Raw genomic sequence first — 20,671 nt, 5'->3', positions numbered from 1 at the left:
AATCCGGCCACGCCCAGGGCGAACGTCCGCGTGCCGCGCGGCCGCGGGGCGCAGGATCCGAGGCATGGAGATCACCCGCGTACGCGACGAACTGCACATGATCACCCTGGAGTTCGGCACCGCCTACCTCTGGCGGGACGACCACGGACTGACCCTGGTCGACACCGGCATCGCCGGGTCGGCGGACGGGATCGAGCAGGGCATCCGCAGCATCGGGCTGGAGCCGACGGCCGTCCGCCGGATCGTGCTCACCCACCACCACGAGGACCACACCGGCTCGGCCGCCGAACTGGCCCGCCGCTGGAGCGCGGAGGTGGTGGCGCACCGGCTGGAGGCACCGGTCGTCCGGCGCGAGCAGCCAGCCGAGCCGCCCGTGCTCAGCCCCTTCGAGCAGCAGCTGTGGGACGGCCTGCCGCCGCTCCCGCCCGCCGAGCCCTGCCCGGTGCACCGCGAGGTCGAGGACGGGGACGTACTGGACATCGGCGGCGGCGCGGTGGTCGTGCACGTGCCCGGGCACACCGACGGCAGCATCGCGCTGCACCTGCCCGGGCCGGGGGTGCTGTTCACCGGGGACATCGCCGCCAACGTCCAGGGGCAGACCCGGCCCGGGGTGTTCCACACCGACCCGGCGCGGGCCCTCGCCTCCTTCCACCGGCTGGCCGCGCTGCCGGTGGAGACGGCGGTCTTCGGACACGGCGACCCGATCGCCACCGGCGCCTCAGCCGCGCTGCGCGCCGCCTCGGCCGCCGCCCCCGGTTCCGCCGCCGGTTCCGCCCCCGGTGGCGAGCAGCGCGGGCAGGCTTAGCGGCCGCGCCCGGCCCGGGCCGAGCCGGGTGGCCTCGCCCTGCCAGTGGGCGAGGTCGCGCCGCAGGTCGGCCCGGGCCTCCGGGCCGGTGCCGGGCTCCGCCGTGAGCGCCTCCAGCAGGTCGGCGGCGGCGCCCGGGCTGCCGTCCCGGGCCAGCCAGAGGGCCAGGTCGTGGCAGGTGCGCAGGGTGCGCGGGTCGGCCGGACCGCAGATCCGGGCGAACTCGGGGACGAGCTGCACCAGCATGTCCACCGCGTCCCCGGCCCGGCCCTCGACGCCGTGCTGCCAGGCCTGGTCGGCCCGGCGGCGCAGCTGGTCCGGGCTGGCCCCGGGCGGCCGCATCCCGGGCCGGATCCCGCGCAGCCGCTCCAGCACCTCGCCGGCGGCGGCGGGCCGGTCCGCGGGCTGCTTGGCGAGCAGTCGGGCGATCAGGTCGGCCAGCGCCGGGTCCTCGCTGCGCACCCGGGGCGGGGTCTCGTCCATGTGCTTGCGCAGGTACTCGTACGGCGAGTCGGCGCGGAACGGCCGCCGGCCGGTGCTGACCTCGTACAGCATCACGCCGAAGGCGTAGAGGTCGGCCCGGCCGTCCACGCTGCCGCCGGACCAGCACTCGGGCGCCAGGTACGGGACGGTGCCGACCACGCTGCCGGTGGAAGTGAGCCCGGTGGACTGGGCCATCATCCGGGCGATGCCGAAGTCCAGCACCTTGGCGCGGTCGCCGCTGTCCGCGATCATCACGTTCTCCGGCTTGATGTCCCGGTGGATCACCCCGTCGCGGTGCGCGACGTCGAGCGCCTCGCAGATCTGGGCCATCCAGGTCAGCGCCCGGCCGTGGTCCGGCAGGCCGTCCTTGAGGACCGCGGAGAGCGGGCGGCCGCGGACCAGCTCCATCACCAGGTAGCGGATCTCCCCCTCCTCGTCGGTGACCCGGCCGTAGTCGTGCACCGTGACGATGTACGGGTTGGAGAGCTTGCTGGCCAGCTGGGCCTCACTGACGAACCGGCCCACCGCCTCCCGGTCCTCGGCGTGCTCCGCCAGCAGCAGCTTGACCGCGACCGAGCGGCCCAGCACCAGGTCGGTCGCCCGCCAGACCACGCCGAAGCCACCCCGGCCCAGGAACTCGTCCAGCCGGTAGCGACCGCCGAGCACCTTCCCCTTGTGCATGCGCTCCCCCAACATGCCCGTGCCCGAACGGCGTTCGCCGTCGGCGGGGCCACCATAGCGGCGGGCGGGGACGAACGGGTGAACGACGGGACGCGTCCTGTCACGGCTCGGTCCCGGGCCGGCTCACGGCTCGGTCCCCGGCCGGCTCACGGCTTGGGCTTGGGCAGCCCCACCGGGTTGATCTCGGAGTTCCGCACCGCCTCGTTCTCCAGGCCCCAACGCTTGAGCACCTGCCCGTACGTGCCGTTGCGGATCACCTCGTCGAGCGCGCCGTTGAGCGCCTTGACCAGGCCGTTGTCCTTGCGGGTGGTCGCCGCGATCTTGCCCAGGACGTCCGCGCCGCCGCCGGAGTAGGTGCCGACCACCTCGGTCTGGCCGGTCTGCACGGCGTGGAAGGCCAGGCTGGGGTTGGGGCCGGTGTAGACGTCGATCCGGCCGGAGGAGAGCGCCAGGTAGTACTCGGTGCCGGAGAAGTACTTGATGTCGATCGGCTTGAGGCCGTTGCGGACGTTCTCCTCGCTCCAGGAGGTCAGCAGCTTCTCCTGGTTGGTGCCGGTGGCGACGCCGACGGAGCGGCCGGCCAGGTCCTTGGCGCCGGTGACCTTGATCCCGCTGCCCTTCTTGGTCTCGAAGCCGAGGACGTCCAGCCGGTAGGTGGCGAAGTCGTACTTCTCCTTGCGCTCCTCGGTGACGGTGATGTTGGACAGGCCCGCGTCGTACTTGCCGCTGTCCAGGCCGACGAAGATGTTCTCCCAGGAGACCGGGTTGAACTCGACCTTGAGGCCGAGCACGTCGCCGATCAGCGAGGCGATGTCCGGCTCGACGCCGATGATGGTCCTGTCGTCGTCGGCGTAGAAGTCCAGCGGCGGGGTGGTGCCGATCGAGTCGACGACCTTCAGGGTGCCCCGCTTCCTGATCTCCTCCGGCACCAGCGCCGCGATCGCGTCGACCTTGGCGGTGCTCACCCGGTTCTGCTGCGGCGACAGGTTCACCACCGTGCCGTTCGGCGCGGTGCTGCCCCGGGCCCCGGCGAGGTCCGCCGAGGCGCCGGTGGCGCCGCTGCCGCAGCCGGCCAGGACGAGGACGGCGGCGAGCGGTCCGGCGGCCAGCAGGGCGCGACGGGGTAGGGACATGGTGGAACTCCTGCTCGGTGGAGGGGACGGGGTGGTTCAGAGGACCTTGGCCAGGAAGGCCCGGGTGCGCTCGTGCCGCGGGCGGTCCAGGACCTCGGCGGGCGGGCCCTGCTCGACCACCGCGCCGCCGTCCATGAAGACCACGGTGTCGGCGACCTCGCGGGCGAAGCCGATCTCGTGGGTGACCACGATCATCGTGGTGCCGCTGCCGGCGAGGTCCTTGATGACGTCCAGCACCTCGCCGACCAGCTCGGGGTCGAGCGCCGAGGTGGGCTCGTCGAACAGCAGCACCTTGGGCTCCAGGGCCAACGCCCGGGCGATCGCGACCCGTTGCTGCTGGCCGCCGGACAGCTGCCGGGGGTAGGCGGTGGCCTTGTCGGCCAGCCCGACCCGCTCCAGCAGGGCCTCGGCCGCCGCCCTCGCCGCCGCCCGGGGGCGGCCCAGCGCGGCGATCGGCGCCTCGACCAGGTTCTCCAGCACGGTGAGGTGCGGGAACAGGTTGAAGTTCTGGAACACGAAGCCGATGCCGGTGCGCTGGCGCAGCACCTCGCGCTCCTTGAGCTCGTACAGCCGGTCGCCGGAGCGCCGGTAGCCGATCAGCTCGCCGTCGATCGCGACGTAGCCGCGGTCGAGCTTCTCCAGGTGGTTGATCGCCCGCAGCAGGGTGGACTTGCCGGAGCCGGACGGGCCGAGCACCACGGTGACCGAGCCGGCCGGGACGTCCAGGTCGACTCCGCGCAGCACCTCCAGCCGGCCGAAGCTCTTGTGCAGGCCGCGGACCTGCACCATCGGGGCGGCCTCGGTCAGGGTGGTCACGGGGTTCCTCCGGAGGTGCTGGTGCGGGTCCGCGCGAACGCCCGCAGGCGCTGCAGCGGGGTGGGCGGCGGGGTGCGCCGGGCGCCGCGGGCGAAGTAGCGCTCGACGTAGTACTGGCCGATCGACAGCACCGTGGTCAGCACCACGTACCAGACCGTGGCGACCATCAGCAGCGGTACCACCCGGCCGGTCCGGCCGTAGATCACCTGGGCCTGGTAGAACAGCTCGCCGATGGCCATCACATAGACCACCGAGGTGCCCTTGAGCAGCGAGATCACCTCGTTGGCGGCGGCCGGCAGGATGCCCCGCATGGCCTGCGGCAGCACGATCCGCCAGGCCTGCCGCCAGCGCGGGATGCCGAGCGCGGCGGCGGCCTCGCGCTGGCCGGCCTCCACCGAGACGACGCCGCCGCGGATGATCTCGGCGGCGAACGCGGCCTGGTGCAGCCCGAGTCCGAGCACGGCGGCGCCGAGCGCGCCCAGCACGCCGACCGTCTCGAACTCGCCGAAGGTCGGGCCGAACGGGATGCCGAAGCCGAACCGCTTGTAGAGGTAGGAGAGGTTGAACCAGAAGACCAGTTGGACGATCAGCGGGATCGAGCGGAACACCCAGACGTACGCCCAGGCGAGGGTCTGCAGGATCGCGCTGCGGGACAGCCGCATCGCGGCCACCACGGCGCCCAGCGCGAAGCCCAGCACCGTTCCGTAGCCGGTGAGTTCGAGGGTGCGGCCGATCGCCTGGAGGATGGTGTCGGCGGTGAAGTAGAGCCGGAAGGTGGCCCAGTCCCAGCCGGGGTTGGTGGCCAGGCCGTGCAGGAACTGGACCAGCAGGACGAGGGCCGCGAGCCCGGCCGCCCAGCGCCACGGGTGGCGGGCGGGGACGGTCCGCAGACCGTCCAGCTCGGCGGCGTCGAGGCGGGCGTCGAGGCCGACGCCAAGGCCGGCGCCGGGGCCGGCGCCCGGGCCGGACGCGGGGGCGGATCTCGACGGCGCCCGGGTGGTGACAGTCATCGGGGGACTCCTTCGACGGGCTCTGCGGTCAGGGGTGTTCGGGCGGGCTGATCTGCGATTCCTTGATCGCCGAGTCGGTGAGCCCCCACTTCCGGAGGATCCGCTGGTACGTCCCGTCCTTGATCAGCTGGTTGACCGCCGCCTGGAAGGCCGGGGTGAGCGGGGAGCCCTTCTTGAAGGCGAAGCCGACGTCCAGCCGGTGGAACTCGTTGAGGAAGCGCACCCCGGCGGCCTCCTGCGAGGCCTGGTGGCGCAGGCCGTTGATGGTGGACATCTCCACGTCCACCCGGCCCTGCTGGAGGCCGGTCAGCAGCGCCCCGCCCTCGCTGAACGCCTTGACCTCGTACGGTTTCCGGCCGGCGTCCGCGCAGACGCCCTTCTTCGCGTTGAGCGTGGTCTCGAAGGTGGTGCCGGCGCCGGTGCCGATGGTCAGCCCGCAGAGCTGGACCAGGTCGGTGACCGGTTGGACGGTGGTGTTGTCCTTCTTCACCGCGAAGCCCTGGCCGTCGTCGATGTAGGTGACGAAGTCGATGGTCTTCAGCCGGGCCGCGGTGACCCCGAAGTTGCCGGTGCCGACGTCGAACTTGCCGCTGTCCAGGGCGGGCAGGATGGTCTCGAAGGCGGCCTCCTGGCGCCGGACGGTCAGGCCGAGCACCTTGGCGACCGCGTCGGAGAAGTCCACGTCGACCCCGACCTGCTTCCGGCTCGCCTGGTCGGCGTAGAAGGCGGCGGGCGGGGCACCGAAGGACGAGCCGAAGGTCAGCACCCCGGACGCCCGCACCTCCGCGGGCAGCAGGACGGCGGCGGTGTCCGACCTGGCCAGGCCGGAGACGACGTCCTCGGTGGCGGTGGCGGCCGGTCCGCCCGCCGCCGGCCCCGCGATCTTCGGGTCCGAGCCGCACCCGGCCAGTGCCAGGACCGGCAGCAGGGCGGTGGCCGCGAGCAGCCGGCGGCGGGCGGTGGTGGTTCTCACGGGGTGCCTTTCAGTGGGTCGGGAGCAGGGCCGGCAGCGGCTTCTCGAACCGGAGCGGGCCGATGGTCAGCGGGTCGGCGGTGACGTCGAACAGCGGGGTGTAGCCGGCCGCCAGGTAGAGGCCCCTGGCCTCGGGCTGACGCGGACCGGTGGAGAGGAAGATCCGGCGGTAGCCGACGGCCGCGGCGGTCCGCTCCAGCTCGGCCAGCACCCGGCGGGCCAGGCCCCGGCGGCGGTGTGCGGAGTGGGTCCACATCCGCTTCACCTCGGCGGTCCGGTCGTCGTACCGCTTGTACGCGCCGCCGGCCACCGGCTCGCCGTCCTCCAGCAGGAGCAGCAGCACGCCGTGCGGCTCGGCGAAGGCGTCGACCGGGTAGCGGGTCATCTCCTGGTGGGCCTCGGGGCCGTAGCGGGTGACGTACTCGTGGGTGAGCTCGCGCAGCAGCGGCTCGACCAGCGGGTCCGCCAGGGTGACCTTCCGGAACTCCTGGTCGCGGCCGTCCCGGGACACCTGGTGGCGCCCGTCGCTCACGCCTGCACCGCGATCAGCTGGTGCCGGTCCCGCTCGGCGGCCTCGGCGGCCCCGGCCTTGGCGGCGTCCCGCTTGGCGACCTCCTCGCGGACGATCGGGATGACGTACCGGCCGAAGTCGATCGCGTCGTCCAGCAGGTGGTAGCCGCGCGCGGAGAGGATGTCCACGCCGAGGTCGTAGTAGTCCAGCAGCGCCTGGGCGACCGTCTCCGGGGTGCCGACCAGCGCGTTGGAGTTGCCCGCCCCGCCGGTGGCCGCGGCGGTCGGGGTCCACAGCGCCCGGTCGTAGCGCTCGCCCGCCTCGGCGATCTCGATCAGCCGCTGGGAACCGACGTTTTCAGGTGTCGCAGCCTCGGGCTGGGTGGCCACCGGGCGGCGGCGGGGCGCGAGTTCGCCGCTCTCCCGGCGGGCCCGGATGGCGGCCACCGTGCGGTGCGCCTTCTCCCAGGCCAGCTCCTCGGTGGGCGCGATGATCGGCCGGAACGCCACCTGGATCCTCGGCACGTCGCTCCGCCCGGCGGCCCGGGCCGCCTCCTTCACCCGCTCGATCTGCTCGGCGGTGCGGGCCAGCGGCTCGCCCCACAGGCAGTAGATGTCGGCCTCGGCGCCGCCGGCCGCGTAGGCCGCGTCCGAGGAACCGCCGAAGGAGACCGCCGGGCGCGGCTGCTGGACGGGGAAGACGTCGGAGACGAAGTCGTTGAAGCGGTAGTGCGGGCCCTCGTGGTCGAAGGGCTCCCGGCTGGTCCACGCCTTCTTCACGATGCCGATGTACTCGCGGGTGCGCTCGTAGCGCTGGTCCTTGGTGAGGAAGTCGCCCTCGCGCTGCTGCTCGTGGTCGGTGCCGCCGGTGATGAAGTGGACGGTCAGCCGGCCGTCGCTGATCCGGTCCAGGGTGGCGAAGGTCTTGGCGGCGAAGGTCGGGTAGGAGACGTTCGGCCGGTGGGCCAGCAGGATCTGCAGCCGGTCGAGGTGCGAGGCGAGGAAGGCCGCCGCGGCCGCGGGCTCCGGGGAGCCGGAACCGTACGCGAAGAGCACCCGGTCCCAGCCGTGCTCCTCGTGCGCCCGGGCCAACCGCAGGGTGTAGTCGCGGTCGAAGGAGGCGGTGGTGCGCGGGCTGGTCTCCGAACCGTCGCCGGTGGCGGCGATGCCGAGGAATTCGACGGGCATGACGGAACCTTTCGGGGTGGGCTGGGCCGGACCGCGGGTGGGCAGCCCGGCGGCGGCCGCGGCGGAGCGGCCGTCGAGCACGGAGCGAAGGCGAGGGGAACTGCCGGAGTGCAGCGCTGGGTCGGCTGAGGGCCGGGTGATGTCGCTGTTCTGACGATGCGTCAGTCCACGCGGTGGAGGTCGACTCCCGGCCCGTGACGGGGCACACCGAGGGAGGGCGCCCCGAGGCGACCGGGGCCGGGGAGGATCAGGCCGGACGAGCGGCCCGCTGCCGGGTCAGCCGCGACACGCCGCGGACCACACCCGACCGAAGTCGATGTGGTCGCGGGTGACCAGGGGCTGCTCGGCGTACATGGCCTCAAGTTGAGCAGTCGGCCGACTGGTCCGTCAACCATCCATCATTGCCGCACTGTTGCGATCTCCTGTCGCATGTCCGACGTGTTGCGCGCGGGCGTCGAACGGCCCCGCCCGCCCGCCGGCCACCCTTGACAGCCGTCGATCGCGCATGCGTACGATCGCAGCGGAGTGCAGTGCCGTGCGCCGGCCGCGTTGAGGGACGCGGGCCGGCGTCCGAGGGTCCCGCGTACGTGATCACGCCCGTACCTCTCCCCGCCCGCACTCCGCCCAGGAGCCGCCGCCATGGCCACCCCGCAGGACCTCCTGCCCGCCCCCGCCCGCACCGACGGCCCACCTCCGCCACCGGCCGCCGAGGCCCGGATCGTCGCCCGCCGCAAGCCCGGACAGTGGATCGCCGCGGCCGTCGCCCTGCTGCTGGCCGCGATGGCGGTCGGCTCGGTGATCCGCAACCCGGCCTTCCAGTGGGACGTGGTCGCCGAGTGGTTCACCGCCCGCTCGGTCCTCGACGGCCTGGGCCTGACGCTGTGGCTGACCGGCGTCACCCTCGCCCTCGGCTTCGTGTTCGGCACCCTCCTCGCCACCATGCGGATGTCCACCAACCCGGTGCTGCGCACGCTCGCCTGGGGCTACATCTGGATCTTCCGGGCCACCCCGCCGCTGGTCCAGCTGCTGTTCTTCTTCAACATCGGCGCGCTCTACCCGACCCTCGGCCTGGGCATCCCCTTCGGCCCCGAGTTCATCACCGTGAAGACCGTCAACCTGATCGGCCCCACCTTGACCGCCGTCATCGGGCTCACCCTGCTGGAGACCGCGTACGCCGCCGAGGTGATCCGCGGCGGCATCCTCTCCGTCGACCGCGGCCAGCTGGAGGCGGCCGCCGCGCTCGGGCTCGGCCGGTGGCGGGTGCTGCGCCGGATCGTGGTGCCGCAGGCGATGCGCGCGATCGTGCCGACCGCCGGGAACATGCTGATCGGCGCGCTCAAGGGCACCAGCATCGTCAGCGTGCTGGCCGTCTCCGACCTGCTCTACTCGGTGCAGCTGGTCTACCTGCAGTCCTACCGGGTGATCCCGATGCTGATGGTCGCCACCCTCTGGTACCTGGTGGTCACCACCGTGCTGTCCGTCGGCCAGTACTACGTCGAGCGGCACTTCGCCAAGGGCGCCAGCCGGGACGGCCGGCCGGCCACCCCGCTGCAACGCGCCCGCGCCGCGTTCGGGCGGGTGGTCCGGGCATGACGTCCCTGGTCATCGTCGGCGCCGGGCCGCGCGCCACCGGGCTGCTGGAGCGGATCGCCGCCAACGCCGCCGAACTCCTGCCCGCCGACCGGCCGTTGGAGATCCACCTGGTCGACCCGTACCCGCCCGGCGCCGGCCGGATCTGGCGCCACGAGCAGTCCCCGCTGCTGCGGATGAACTCGATGGCCGAGGACGTCACCATGTTCACCGACGAGCGCGCCACCATCGAGGGCCCGGTCCGCCCCGGCCCCTCACTGGCCGAATGGGCCCTGCGGCAGCACGAGTTCGCGCCCCACCGGGAGGTCGACGACCCGGCCGTACGGGCCGAGCTGCGCGACCTGGCGCCCACCGACTTCCCCACCCGGCGCGCCCAGAGCGCCTACCTGGACTGGGTGTTCCGCCGCGCCGTCGCCGACCTGCCGCCGCACATCACGGTCACCCTGCACCGGGACACCGTACGGCGGATCGACGGCCCGGCCGACGGACCGCAGACCGTGCACCTGGACGGCGGCACGCTCACCGCCGACCACGTCACCCTCACCCTCGGCCACCTCGACTCCGCCCCGCACCCCCGGTACGCCGCCGACGCCGACTTCGCCGCCCGGCACCACCGCTTCCACCTCCCGCCCGCCTACTCCGCCGACATCGAGGCCCGGCTGGACCGGATCGCCCCCGGCGAGCAGGTGGTGCTGCGCGGCCTCGGCCTGGCCTCGGTCGACCTGGTCGCGATGCTCACCGAGGGCCGCGGCGGCCGCTTCGAACCCACCGGCGACGGACCCGCCCTGCGCTACCTGCCGTCCGGCCGCGAGCCGGTGCTGCACCTCGGCTCCCGGCGCGGCGTCCCGTACCACTCCAAGACCGGCTACCGGCTCCAGGGGCCGCCCGCCCCGCTCCCCCGGTACTTCGACGCCGCCGCCGTGGACGCCCTGCTCGCCACCGGCCGGACCCTCGAACTGCGGCGCGACGCCTGGCCGTTGATGGCCAAGGAGATCGGCTTCGGGCACTACCACGAGCTGTTCCACGCCCACCCGGACCGCACCGCGCTGCCCTGGCCGGAGTTCCTGGCGCGGTACGACCGGCACGACTGGTACTCCCCCGAACTCGCCGCCCTGGTCGCCGAGGCCGTCCCCGACCCGGCCGACCGGGTCGACTTCGAGCGGCTCGACCACCCACTGGCCGGCCTGGAACTCGGCTCCACCGAGGAGCTCCAGGCCCACCTGCGCGGATACGTCACCGCCGACGTCGACCGCCGCGCCGACCCGGCCCACAGCGCCGACCTGGGCGCCTTCCTCGCCCTGCTCTCGCTGTTCGGCCAGCTGCCCCGACTGCTGGCCGGCGGCCGGCTCACCGCCCGCTCGGTCGCCGAGGAGGTGGACGGCTGGTTCTTCGGCTACTTCAGCTTCCTGGCCTCCGGCCCGCCCGGCTTCCGGCTGCGCCAACTGCTCGCCCTCTCCGAGGCCGGGGTGGTCCGCTTCCTCGGCGCGGGTGTACGGGTCGAACGGGACGAGCCCACCGGCACCTGGCGGGCCTCCGGCGCCACCGTGCCCGGCCACACCGTCACCGCCACCGCGCTGGTCGAGGCCTACCTGCCCCGGCACGCGCTGGCCCGCACCCTCGACCCGGTGCTGGGCGAACTGCACCGCGCCGGGCGGGTGGTGGAGGAGGTGCTGAGCGACCGGGAGCACACCCACCGCTCCGGCCTGGTCACCATCGACCCGGCCGACAGCCGACTGCTCGACCCCGCCCTGGGCGGCGCCCCGCACCCGCGCCGCACCGCGCTCGGCCCGCACACCAACCTGCGCGCGGCCGCCGCCTTCGCCCGGCCGCGCACCAACTCACCGGGGTTCCGGCAGAACGACGCCGCCGCCCGGGCGCTGCTGCGGGCCCTGGCGACGCTCCCGGCGGGGGCGCTGGTGGGGTGAGCCGCGCCCGGACCGGCCGGGGCGGTCAGGACCCGAAGATCTCCACCACCAGGTCCTCGTCCGTGACGAAGTCCGGCGCGGCGGCCACCCGTTCCCCGGCGCCCCGGACGCCCGTCCCGCGCTCCAGCTCGCGGACCAGCTCCGGGACGGGCTCCCCGCCGGCCTTCCGGATCCACCCGACCAGCCGCAGCACCTGGTCACGGTCGATCCGCACCCGCCAGGCCCGGGCGATCCGGCCCGGCGCGCGGAGGACCCCGGCCCGCTTCCGGTACTCCGCCAGGTCGGCCCGGGCCCGCATGCAGCGCCGGTCGGTCGAGCCGAAGGCCGTGACCAGCTGGGGCAACAGCTCCTCCAGCCGGGCCGCCGCACCCGGGTAGTCGCCCCGCCGGGCCTCGCAGGCCGCGAGGTCGGTCCCGGCCCGGAGGACGAGCGGGCCGCGCGGCCCCCGGACCGACCTCAGCGCCGGCAGCAACGCGGTCAGCAGGCGGATCGCGGTGACCGGCTGGCCGCTCTCCCGGACCAGTACGGTCAGCTCGTACCGCACCTCCAGGACGAGCGGATCGAGCGGCCCGAGCGCCGAGGTCAGGTCCTCGATCAGGCCGTCCAGCTGCCGGAAGCCCTCGACCGGTCGGCCGGACCTCCCGAGGTACCCGGCGAAGTCCCGCCGGGCGGCGACCACCTCCGGATCGGTTCCGCCGAGCGACCGCACGGCGGCTTCCAGCACCGGCCGCAACCGGTGCGCGGCCGGTGCGGGCCGCTCGTCCCGCGCCGCCCGTACGGTCTGCGCCAGCCGGGTCCGGGTGGCCGCCGCGTCCTCGACCGGCACCGGCGGCTGGACGGGCCGCCCGGCCCCGGCGGCCCGTGGCACCGGTTGGGGGTACAGCAGCGCGGGTCGGCCCACCGGGCGCAGCTTCGGCTCCCGGGGCTCCCGGGCCTGGGCGCGCCGCCGGACCGGCTGGACGGGCGGCGCCGGCGGCACCCGGTCCTTCACGGTCCGGACCGCGGGGGACGCCACGGGGAGCTCCGCCGGAGGCAGTTCCCGACCGTCCGCCAGGTCGGCGAGCCGCTGGGCGACCGTCCGGGCGTCGGCCGGCCGGTCGGCCGGATCCTTGGCCAGCAACTGGGCGAGCAGGGACGGCAGTTGGCGGGGAAGCCGGTACTTCTCCGGATCCACCTCCGGGGGTGGCGCGTCGAGGTGCTGGTACATCAGCACGGGCGTCGAGTCCCCGTTGAACGGCCGCTTGCCGGTGAAGAGTTCGACCAGCACGCAGCCCAGCGCGTACAGGTCGGCCCGCCCGTCCACCCGGCCGCCGGTCCAGCGCTCCGGCGCCATGTACGGCGGGCTGCCGATCACCGTCCCGGTGGTGGTCAACCCGCTGGCGCCGACGTCCAGTTGGGCGATACCGAAGTCCAGCACCTTGGCCAGGCCGTCCTCGCCGATCATCACGTTGTCGGGCTTGATGTCCCGGTGCACCATGCCCGCGTCGTGCGCCGCCGACAGCGCCTCGCAGATCTGCCGCGCCCAGCGCAGGCCCTGCTGCGGCTCCGGGCGGCCGTCCCGGATCACCTGGGTCAGGGTGGGGCCGGTGAGCAGCTCCATCACCAGGTAGGTGAGTTGCTCACCGTCCGCCTCGGCGTGCCCGAGGTCGTGCACGGTGACGATGTGCGGGTGCGACAGGTTGCCCGCCGCCGACGCCTCCCGGGCGAACCGCAGCGCGGCCTTCGCCCGGTCGCCGTCGTCGTGCCGGATGACCTTGACCGCCACCGGCCGCCGCACCCGGGTGTCCTGGGCCCGCCACACCACCCCGAACCCGCCCTGACCGAGCTTCTCCCGGAGCTCGTACCGGTCGTCGAGGACGTCACCGACGCGCACGTACCCCTCCCCCTGATCGGCTGCGTACGGATCGACTCTACCGACGGCCCTCCCCCGCCACCGGCCCAGGTGGAAGGATGGACGGGGAGCCCCGCGACGGTGCGGCGGCCCGCCAGCAGCAGAGCCCGAGGAGCGCAGTCATGGCCAAGCAGGCCCCGCAGAGCGACCCGGTGCAGGACGCCCCCGAGGTGTCCGCGCCCCAGCACGCGGCCGCCGGCCTGCCCGCCGTCGGCCACAGCCTGCGGATGGCGGCCGAGCAGATGGGCGCCCGCCGCACCCTCGCCACCCTGCTCAAGGTCAACCAGCCGAACGGCTTCGACTGCCCCGGCTGCGCCTGGCCGGAGCCGGACAAGACCCACACCGCCGAGTTCTGCGAGAACGGTGCCAAGGCCGTCGCCGAGGAGGCCACCGAGCGCCGGATCCGGGCCGAGTTCTTCGCCGCCCACCCGGTCGCCGACCTGGCCGAGCGCTCCGGCTACTGGCTGGGCCAGCAGGGCCGGCTCACCCAGCCGATGCTGCTCGACGAGGGTGCCACCCACTACCGGCCGGTCTCCTGGGACGACGCCTTCGCGCTGATCGCCGAGGAGCTGCGGGCCCTGGACACCCCGGACGGCGCCGCCTTCTACACCTCCGGCCGCACCAGCAACGAGGCCGCCTTCGCGTACCAGCTGTTCGCCCGCCGGCTCGGCACCAACAACCTGCCGGACTGCTCCAACATGTGCCACGAGTCGTCCGGTTCGGCGCTCGGCGAGACGCTCGGCGTCGGCAAGGGCAGCGTCGGCCTCAAGGACCTCTACCAGGCCGACCTGATCATCGTGGCCGGCCAGAACCCGGGCACCAACCACCCCCGGATGCTCTCCGCGCTGGAGCGCGCCAAGCGGGCCGGGGCGACGATCGTCAGCGTCAACCCGCTGCCGGAGGCGGGCCTGGAGCGGTTCAAGAACCCCCAGCACGCCCGCGGCCTGGTCGGCCACGGCACCAAGCTGACCGACCTCTTCCTGCAGATCCGGCTCGGCGGGGACCTCGCGCTGTTCCGCGCGCTCAACCGGATGATCGTGGAGCAGGACGGCGTCGACCGCGACTTCGTCGCCGAACACTGCCACGGCTACGAGGAGTTCGAGGCGCAGGTGCTGCAGACCGAGCGCGCCGAGGTGCTCGCGGCGACCGGTCTGCCCTGGGAGCAGATCGAGGAGCTCGGCCGGCGGGTGCTGGCCTCGAAGAAGATCATCGTCTGCTGGGCGATGGGCCTCACCCAGCACAAGCACGCGGTGCCGACCATCCGCGAGGTGGTCAACTTCCTGCTGCTGCGCGGCAACGTCGGCCGCACCGGCGCCGGGGTCTGCCCGGTCCGCGGGCACAGCAACGTCCAGGGCGACCGGACGATGGGGATCTTCGAGCGCCCCGCCAAGGCCTTCCTCGACGCGCTGGAGAACGAGTTCGGCTTCGAGCCGCCGCGCGAGCACGGCCTCGACTCGGTGGACACCATCCGCGCGATGCGCGACGGCAGGGTCCGGGTCTTCTTCGCGATGGGCGGCAACTTCGTCGCGGCCACCCCGGACACCGAGGTCACCGAGGCCGCGATGCGGCGCTGCCGGCTGACCGTCCACGTCTCCACCAAGCTCAACCGCTCGCACGTGGTCACCGGTGCCCGCGCCCTGATCCTGCCCACCCTCGGCCGCACCGACCGGGACGTCACCGGCGCCGGCGCCCAGTTCGTCAGCGTCGAGGACTCGATGGGGCAGGTGCACTCCTCCCGCGGCGGACTGCGCCCGCCCGCCCCCGGCCTGCTCTCCGAGACCGCGATCGTCTGCCGGCTCGCCCGCGCCGTCCTCGGCCCGCGGGACACCGTGCCGTGGGAGGACTTCGCGACCGACTACGACACCCTGCGCGACCGGATCGCCCGGGTGGTGCCGGGCTTCGAGGACTTCAACGAGAAGGTCCGCCGCCCCGGCGGCTTCACCCTCCCGCACGGTCCGCGCGACACCCGCACCTTCCCCACCGCCACCGGCCGGGCCAACTTCACGGTCAACCCGCTGACCGCCCCCGAGGTCCCGCCGGGCCGGCTGCTGCTGCAGACCCTGCGCTCGCACGACCAGTACAACACCACGATCTACGGCCTCGACGACCGCTACCGCGGCATCAAGGGCGGCCGCCGGGTGGTGCTGGTGAACCCCGCCGACGCCGCCGACCTCGACCTCGCCGAGGGCCGCTACGTCGACCTGGTCAGCGAGTGGACGGACGGCAGCGAACGCCGCGCCCCGCACTTCCGGGTCGTCCACTACCCGGTCGCCCGCGGCGGCGCGGCGGCGTACTACCCGGAGACCAACGTCCTGGTCCCGCTCGACTCCACGGCGGACATCAGCAACACGCCCACCTCCAAGGCCGTCGTCATCCGCTTCGAACCCGACAGCGCGCCGACCGCCTGACCCCGCCCGGACAGCCGGGAGGCCGCCCCACGTCACCGGACGTCGGGCGGCCTCCTCGGGTCGGCTCAGTGCAGCAGGCCGCCCAGCGGCAGCGTCGCGGTGGGGCTGCCCGGCGCGGAGGCACCGGAGGAGCCGGTGGCACCCGGGGTGCCGGTACCGGTGCCGGTCGGCGTGCCGGTGCCGGTCGGGGTCTGCGTCGGCGTCTGGGTGGGCGTACCGGTCGGAGTCCCGGTGGGAGTCCCGGTCGGGGTGCCCGTCGGCGTCTGGGTCGGCGTACCGGTGGACGGCGTGGTCGGCTCGGTCGGCGTGCCCGGGTCGGTCGGGGTGGGCGTGCCGGTGGACGGCGTCCCGCCCGGGGCGGGCGTCGCCGGGGTGCCGCCGGGCGCCGGGGTCGACGGCGCGGGGTTGGACGGCGCCGGGCTGGGCGCGATCGGGGTGACGGAGTCCCAGCCCTTCGGCAGGTCCGGCACCTTCCAGGCGCCGCCGGCGTCGTCCGCCGTGCCGTCCGGGTCGGGCCGGACGGCCCCGAGGATCGGCATCGAGCCGATCGGCGACACCTTGATGAAGGCGCCCGGCCGCGGCGCCTGGACGACCAGTCCGCCGCCGATGTACATCGCGATGTGCGAGGCGTCCTGGAAGTAGACGACGAGGTCGCCGGGCCGCAGCTGGTTCAGCGGCACGTGCTGGAGCTGCGCCCACTGCTCCTGGCTGGTGCGCGGGATCGGCTTGCCGGCGTGCAGCCAGGCCTGCGAGGTGAGGCCGGAGCAGTCGTAGGAGTCCGGCCCGGTGCCGCCCCACAGGTACGGCTTGCCGAGCTGGGCCAGGGCGAAGGCGACGGCGCCGCGACCGGCCAGCGAGGGGGTGCGCTCGCCCTTGCCGAGGGCTCCGGAGGCGAGGAAGGCGAGCTGGGCCTCGTCGGCCTTGGCCTTCTCCAGCTGCTCCAGCTCGGTGCGCTGCGCGCCGGTGAGCGAGGAGACCAGCTGCTCGACGCCGGCGAGGTCGGCCGTGACCTTGGCCTTGGCGGCGTCCTGCTGGGCGACCAGCGCCTGCGAGGCCTTGAGGGCGTCCTCGGTCTGCTTCTTCAGTCCGTCGAGGGCTTCCCGGTCGGCCTTGAGCTTGTCCAGGAACTCGGACTGCGAGCGGCTGGCCGTGGCCAGCAGTTCGGCGATGGTGACCGCCTCGTACGGGTCCTTGGAGAGCAGCAGTTCGGCGTAGGCGGAGGCGGCGCCGTTGCGGTACTGGGCGGCGGCGAGCTGGGAGGCGATATCCGTCCCGGCGTCGACCTGCTTCTGCTGGTGGTCGAGCTTGCCCTGGAGGTCGGTGAGCGCGGTCTGCTGCTCGTTGACCTTGGCGACCGAGCCGTTGTACTGCTCGGTCGCGAGCTCGGCGCTCTGGTAGAGCCCGTGCAGCTGGTCGAGCAGCGGCCCGAGGGTGGCCTTGGCCTCGGCGAGCGGGTCGCCCCCGGGGGAGACGGCCACGCCGGTGCCCGGGTCGGGTGCGGCGTAGGCGGCCTGGGTGGCCAGCGGCAGGGCGAGCGCGGCCGCCGCGAGGACGGCTCCGCACCGCAGGGCCGCCCGCACCCAGGGGCGTACGCCCGACGTTTCCGTGCGCTGTGCAGCCCCGCCCATGGATTGGTCCTCCCCGCCTTGCCCTGCCCCGGTGACGCCGACCGGGGCTCCCCCCGGACGATCCCGCAGATCCTCCCACGGGTTACTCGGCGGAAACAGAGCGCACGCGGACCGAGAGGTTAATTCTCGATTGATCTGTAGATGATCCGTTGATCTCTGGGCGACCTGTGAGACAGCTCTCAGCAAACGGGGGCGAACCGGGGCGTTCTCCGCTAATGTCCAGCTCAACGCGGCCCATGTCACCCCTCCGAAAGCTTCCAGCCATCGCCGGGCCACCATCGGAACCACGATTCCCGGCTCAGTTCACCTTCCGTTCACCAGACAGACCTACGGTCGCGACGTCAGCAACTGTCAGTGCGACAACTACGACGATTGTTTGGGTATGGAACACATCTCGTTCCTGGTGGCCGTTGTGATCATCACGGCGCTCGCCTTCGACTTCACCAACGGCTTCCACGACACCGCGAACGCGTCCGCCACCGCGATCGCGACCGGAGCCCTTCGTCCGAAGGTCGCGGTCACCATCGCGGCCCTGCTGAACTTCGCGGGCGCGTTCCTGTCCGTGAAGGTCGCCACCACCATCTCGGGCGGCATCGTCAACGAGAAGGCCGGCATCCACCCCGAGGTGATCTTCGCCGCCCTGGCCGGCGCGATCCTCTGGAACCTGCTGACCTGGCTGCGCGGCCTGCCGTCCAGCTCCTCGCACGCCCTGTACGGCGGCCTGATCGGCGCCACGATCGTCGGCGTCGGCATGAACGGCGTCAACTTCGACACCGTGATCTCCAAGATCATCATCCCGGCGGTCGCCTCCCCGATCGTCGCCGGCCTCGCCTCCTGGGGCGCCACCAAGCTGGCCTACGCGATCACCCGCAAGGGCAACTCCGCGGCCACCGACAAGGGCTTCAAGACCGGCCAGATCTTCTCCTCCTCGCTGATCTCGCTCGCCCACGGCACCAACGACGCCCAGAAGACGATGGGCATCATCACCCTGACCCTGGTCTCGGTCGGTGCCCTGCCGCACGGCGCGCTGCCCCCCACCTGGGTGATCGTCTCGGCCGGCGGCGCGATCGCGCTCGGCACCTACATGGGCGGCTGGCGGATCATCCGCTCGATGGGCAAGGGCCTGGCGGACATCAAGCCGCTGCAGGGCTTCGCCTCCGAGTCGGCCGTCTCCACCGTCATCCTGACCTCCTCGCACATGGGCTTCGGCCTCTCCACCACCCAGGTCTGCACCGGCGGCATCATGGGCGCCGGCCTCGGCGGCCCGAAGCCGGAGCTGCGCTGGAGCCTGGTCCGCCGCATGGTCTACACCTGGGGCCTGACCCTGCCGGCCGCCGGCCTGGTCTCCGGCGGCGCCGCCGTCCTGGCCCGCCAGGGCACCTGGGGCGTCGTCCTGGTCGGCGCCGTGCTGGTGGCCGGTTCGGCCGCGATGTGGATGATCTCCCGCCGTCAGCCGGTGGGCGCGGACAACGTCAACGACGTCCCCGAGGTCACCCCGGTCGAGGTCACCCCGACCACCCCGGCCAACGCCTCCCCCACTCCCGCCTCGACCACCGTCGCGGCCTGACCGCCGCCGCAGACCGAGGAGCACTCCCCATGTCCCTGCACATCAAGTGGAACGCGCTGGCCCAGACCGCCGGCATCAGCTTCGGCGTCACCGTCGCCGTGGTCGCCGTCTTCGCCCTCGGCATCCTGGCGCTGTCCCGCCGCGAGGCCGCGGCGGGCACCGGCGAGGCCGGCACCGGTACGGCCGGCGGCGGCAAGCCGGCCCTGCTGGTCGGCGCCTACGCCTGCTTCGCGGTCTGCGCGGCCGCCGTGGTCTACGGCCTGGTGCTGATCGCCGCGCCGTAGCCGTGATCCTTCCGGCGGTCCTCGCCCGGGCCAGGGCCCAGGGACCGCCGGAAACGCCGAACGGGCCGGGGAGTGCTTCCGCACTCCCCGGCCCGTCGCGCGTGTCCCCGACGCCCGGTCAGCCCTCCTGGGTGGTCCGCAGCGCGGTCTCCCGGATGAACAGCACGGTGACGAACGCCAGCGCGGCGAACGGCGCGGCCCACAGGAAGACGGTGCCCACGCCGTGGCCGAAGGCGTCGGTCACCAGCGGCAGGATCGGGGCGGGCAGCTTCGACAGGTCCGGGATGCCGCCGCCGGAGGCCGCCGCCCCGGCCGGGATGTGCGCCGCGGCGAGGTTCTCGGCCAGGTAGTGGCCGACCTTGTTGGACATCAGCGCGCCCAGCGCGGAGACGCCCATCGCGCCGCCCATGGTGCGGAAGAAGGTGACCACCGAGCTGGCCGCGCCGAGCTCGTTGCGGGGCACCGTGTTCTGCACCGCGAGCACCAGGTTCTGGCTGGTCAGGCCGAGGCCGACGCCGGTGATCGCCATGTAGAGGGAGAGCAGCCCGTAGCTGGTGTCGACCCGGGCGGTGCCGAGCAGCGCGAAGCCGATCGCGAGCAGCGCGGTACCGGTGACCAGGTAGGCCTTCCACTTGCCGTACTTGGTGATCAGCCGGCCGGCCACCGCGGAGGAGACCGCCAGGCCGAGGATCATCGGCAGGGTCATCAGACCGGCCGTCGTCGGGGACTTGTCCTTGGCCAGCTGGAAGTACTGGCTGAGGAAGGTGGTCGCGCCGTACATCCCGACGCCGACCAGCACGCTGGCGATCGCGGCCAGGGTGACGGTGCGGTACCTGAACAGGTCCGGCGGGATGATCGGCTCGGCGGCGCGGCGCTCGACCACGACGGCCAGCGCGCCGAGCAGCAGGCCGCCGCCGACCATCACCGCGGTCTGCCAGCCCAGCCACGGGTAGTTGGTGCCGGCCAGCGTGATCCAGATCATCAGCAGGCTGACCGCACCGGTGATGACCACCGCACCCAGGTAGTCGATCTTCACCTTGCGCTTGACCACCGGCAGCTTGAGGGTGCGCTGCACCACCACGATCGCGAGCAGCGCGAACGGGATGCCGACGTAGAAGCACCAGCGCCAGCCGAGCCAGGAGGTGTCCACGATGACGCCGCCGATCAGCGGGCCGCCGATGGTGGCGAGCGCGAAGACCGCGCCGAAGTAGCCGCTGTACCGGCCGCGCTCGCGCGGCGGGACCATCGCGGCCAGGCAGATCTGGCCGAGCGCGACCACACCGCCGGCCGCGATGCCCTGGAGGGCGCGGCAGGCGATCAGCTCACCGGTGTTCTGCGAGAGTCCGGCCAGCGCGGAGGTCCCGACGTAGATCAGCAGGGCTATCTGCAGCAGCAGCTTCTTGCTGACCAGGTCGGAGAGCTTGCCCCAGATCGGGGTGGCCGCGGTCATGGTGAGCAGGGCCGCGGTGATCACCCAGGTGTAGGCGGACTGGCCGCCGTGCAGGTCGGTGAGGATGTGCGGCAGGGCGTTGGAGACGATGGTCGAGGAGAGCACGGCCACGAACAGGCCGAGCAGCAGACCCGACAGGGCCTCCATCACCTGCCGGTGGGTCATCGGTCGGTCGTCGACGGCGGCTGCGGCGCCGGTCGAGGCCTGGGTGGTCGCGGTCATCTGGGTCCTTCGGCGAGGCGGGCGGAGTACGGGGCAGGGGATGCGCACACATGAAAATTCGTTGCCTTAAGCAACCATAGACCTGGATGGTTGACTTAGGCAACTTT

16 protein-coding genes are annotated in these 20,671 nt (G+C 73.4%); 6 read left to right on the top strand and 10 right to left on the bottom strand.

Annotated elements, in window-relative coordinates; genetic code table 11:
- The first annotated feature begins 64 nt into the window (after window positions 1-64).
- A complete protein-coding gene (locus ACIP4P_RS20805) occupies window positions 65-805 on the top strand; it encodes an MBL fold metallo-hydrolase (protein WP_400920450.1) in 741 nt (246 codons plus the stop codon).
- Here the strand turns inward: ACIP4P_RS20805 and ACIP4P_RS20800 are convergent.
- The 7 genes from ACIP4P_RS20800 to ACIP4P_RS20770 form a co-directional block, all read right to left on the bottom strand.
- A complete protein-coding gene (locus tag ACIP4P_RS20800; RefSeq protein WP_400920448.1) occupies window positions 719-1,969 on the bottom strand; it encodes a serine/threonine-protein kinase in 1,251 nt (416 codons plus the stop codon). The two genes, ACIP4P_RS20805 and ACIP4P_RS20800, sit on opposite strands and share 87 nt — an antisense overlap.
- A gap of 146 nt (window positions 1,970-2,115) precedes the next feature.
- A complete protein-coding gene (locus ACIP4P_RS20795; protein WP_400920446.1) occupies window positions 2,116-3,102 on the bottom strand; it encodes an ABC transporter substrate-binding protein in 987 nt (328 codons plus the stop codon).
- 36 nt (window positions 3,103-3,138) lie between these two features.
- A complete protein-coding gene (locus tag ACIP4P_RS20790) occupies window positions 3,139-3,891 on the bottom strand; it encodes an amino acid ABC transporter ATP-binding protein (RefSeq protein ID WP_400920690.1) in 753 nt (250 codons plus the stop codon).
- A gap of 23 nt (window positions 3,892-3,914) precedes the next feature.
- Complete coding sequence (locus ACIP4P_RS20785) at window positions 3,915-4,928, bottom strand: amino acid ABC transporter permease (protein WP_400920444.1); 1,014 nt, start codon at window positions 4,926-4,928, stop codon at window positions 3,915-3,917.
- 28 nt (window positions 4,929-4,956) lie between these two features.
- Entirely contained in the window at window positions 4,957-5,901 is a 945-nt protein-coding gene (locus tag ACIP4P_RS20780) for an ABC transporter substrate-binding protein (RefSeq protein ID WP_400920442.1), read from the bottom strand.
- Window positions 5,902-5,911: 10 nt separating this feature from the next.
- Window positions 5,912-6,412, bottom strand: a complete 501-nt coding sequence (locus ACIP4P_RS20775) for a GNAT family N-acetyltransferase (RefSeq protein ID WP_400920688.1) — start codon at window positions 6,410-6,412, stop codon at window positions 5,912-5,914.
- A gap of 17 nt (window positions 6,413-6,429) precedes the next feature.
- Window positions 6,430-7,599, bottom strand: a complete 1,170-nt coding sequence (locus tag ACIP4P_RS20770; protein ID WP_400920440.1) for an LLM class flavin-dependent oxidoreductase — start codon at window positions 7,597-7,599, stop codon at window positions 6,430-6,432.
- Between the two features lie 639 nt (window positions 7,600-8,238).
- Between ACIP4P_RS20770 and ACIP4P_RS20765 the strand changes: the two genes are divergently transcribed.
- Together ACIP4P_RS20765 and ACIP4P_RS20760 are read left to right on the top strand one after the other, a co-directional pair.
- Window positions 8,239-9,192, top strand: a complete 954-nt coding sequence (locus ACIP4P_RS20765; RefSeq protein ID WP_350511969.1) for an amino acid ABC transporter permease — start codon at window positions 8,239-8,241, stop codon at window positions 9,190-9,192.
- Entirely contained in the window at window positions 9,189-11,114 is a 1,926-nt protein-coding gene (locus ACIP4P_RS20760; RefSeq protein ID WP_400920437.1) for an FAD/NAD(P)-binding protein, read from the top strand. The genes ACIP4P_RS20765 and ACIP4P_RS20760 overlap by 4 nt, the downstream gene beginning before the upstream one ends.
- Before the next feature lie 25 nt (window positions 11,115-11,139).
- On the opposite strand, the gene ACIP4P_RS20755 is transcribed toward ACIP4P_RS20760, so the two are convergent.
- Window positions 11,140-12,987, bottom strand: a complete 1,848-nt coding sequence (locus ACIP4P_RS20755) for a protein kinase (RefSeq protein WP_400920435.1) — start codon at window positions 12,985-12,987, stop codon at window positions 11,140-11,142.
- A gap of 140 nt (window positions 12,988-13,127) precedes the next feature.
- Here ACIP4P_RS20755 and ACIP4P_RS20750 point away from each other — a divergent pair, with 140 nt between their 5' ends.
- Window positions 13,128-15,413 (top strand): FdhF/YdeP family oxidoreductase, encoded by a 2,286-nt coding sequence (locus ACIP4P_RS20750; RefSeq protein WP_400920433.1) that lies wholly within the window; start codon window positions 13,128-13,130, stop codon window positions 15,411-15,413.
- Window positions 15,414-15,478: 65 nt separating this feature from the next.
- Here the strand turns inward: ACIP4P_RS20750 and ACIP4P_RS20745 are convergent, their stop codons facing one another.
- Window positions 15,479-17,041, bottom strand: coding sequence for an NlpC/P60 family protein (locus tag ACIP4P_RS20745; RefSeq protein ID WP_400920431.1), 1,563 nt, complete (start codon window positions 17,039-17,041; stop codon window positions 15,479-15,481).
- A 382-nt stretch (window positions 17,042-17,423) separates the two neighbouring features.
- Here ACIP4P_RS20745 and ACIP4P_RS20740 point away from each other — a divergent pair, with 382 nt between their 5' ends.
- Together ACIP4P_RS20740 and ACIP4P_RS20735 are read left to right on the top strand one after the other, a co-directional pair.
- Window positions 17,424-18,608, top strand: coding sequence for an inorganic phosphate transporter (locus ACIP4P_RS20740; protein WP_350511964.1), 1,185 nt, complete (start codon window positions 17,424-17,426; stop codon window positions 18,606-18,608).
- 29 nt (window positions 18,609-18,637) lie between these two features.
- On the top strand, window positions 18,638-18,892 hold the full coding sequence (locus ACIP4P_RS20735; protein WP_400920428.1) for a hypothetical protein: 255 nt from the start codon (window positions 18,638-18,640) through the stop codon (window positions 18,890-18,892).
- A 118-nt stretch (window positions 18,893-19,010) separates the two neighbouring features.
- Here the strand turns inward: ACIP4P_RS20735 and ACIP4P_RS20730 are convergent, their stop codons facing one another.
- Complete coding sequence (locus ACIP4P_RS20730) at window positions 19,011-20,564, bottom strand: MDR family MFS transporter (RefSeq protein WP_350511963.1); 1,554 nt, start codon at window positions 20,562-20,564, stop codon at window positions 19,011-19,013.
- Between the last annotated feature and the right edge of the window lie 107 nt (window positions 20,565-20,671).

The sequence above is a fragment of the Kitasatospora sp. NPDC089509 genome (genome assembly GCF_044749365.1).
In the GTDB taxonomy this organism is placed as follows: Bacteria; Actinomycetota; Actinomycetes; order Streptomycetales; family Streptomycetaceae; genus Kitasatospora.
This window is presented reverse-complemented; position numbering and strand designations above follow the sequence as displayed.

Excerpts from the sequence above, each read along its gene's own strand:
- ACIP4P_RS20805 (WP_400920450.1), top strand. The coding sequence starts at position 65 with ATGGAGATCACCCGCGTACGCGACGAACTGCACATGATCACCCTGGAG.
- ACIP4P_RS20760 (WP_400920437.1), top strand. The coding sequence starts at position 9,189 with ATGACGTCCCTGGTCATCGTCGGCGCCGGGCCGCGCGCCACCGGGCTG.
- ACIP4P_RS20790 (WP_400920690.1), bottom strand. The coding sequence starts at position 3,891 with ATGGTGCAGGTCCGCGGCCTGCACAAGAGCTTCGGCCGGCTGGAGGTG.
- ACIP4P_RS20795 (WP_400920446.1), bottom strand. The coding sequence starts at position 3,102 with ATGTCCCTACCCCGTCGCGCCCTGCTGGCCGCCGGACCGCTCGCCGCC.
- ACIP4P_RS20730 (WP_350511963.1), bottom strand. The coding sequence starts at position 20,564 with ATGACCGCGACCACCCAGGCCTCGACCGGCGCCGCAGCCGCCGTCGAC.
- ACIP4P_RS20740 (WP_350511964.1), top strand. The coding sequence starts at position 17,424 with ATGGAACACATCTCGTTCCTGGTGGCCGTTGTGATCATCACGGCGCTC.
- ACIP4P_RS20745 (WP_400920431.1), bottom strand. The coding sequence starts at position 17,041 with ATGGGCGGGGCTGCACAGCGCACGGAAACGTCGGGCGTACGCCCCTGG.
- ACIP4P_RS20770 (WP_400920440.1), bottom strand. The coding sequence starts at position 7,599 with ATGCCCGTCGAATTCCTCGGCATCGCCGCCACCGGCGACGGTTCGGAG.
- ACIP4P_RS20750 (WP_400920433.1), top strand. The coding sequence starts at position 13,128 with ATGGCCAAGCAGGCCCCGCAGAGCGACCCGGTGCAGGACGCCCCCGAG.
- ACIP4P_RS20765 (WP_350511969.1), top strand. The coding sequence starts at position 8,239 with ATGGCCACCCCGCAGGACCTCCTGCCCGCCCCCGCCCGCACCGACGGC.
- ACIP4P_RS20735 (WP_400920428.1), top strand. The coding sequence starts at position 18,638 with ATGTCCCTGCACATCAAGTGGAACGCGCTGGCCCAGACCGCCGGCATC.
- ACIP4P_RS20785 (WP_400920444.1), bottom strand. The coding sequence starts at position 4,928 with ATGACTGTCACCACCCGGGCGCCGTCGAGATCCGCCCCCGCGTCCGGC.
- ACIP4P_RS20800 (WP_400920448.1), bottom strand. The coding sequence starts at position 1,969 with ATGCACAAGGGGAAGGTGCTCGGCGGTCGCTACCGGCTGGACGAGTTC.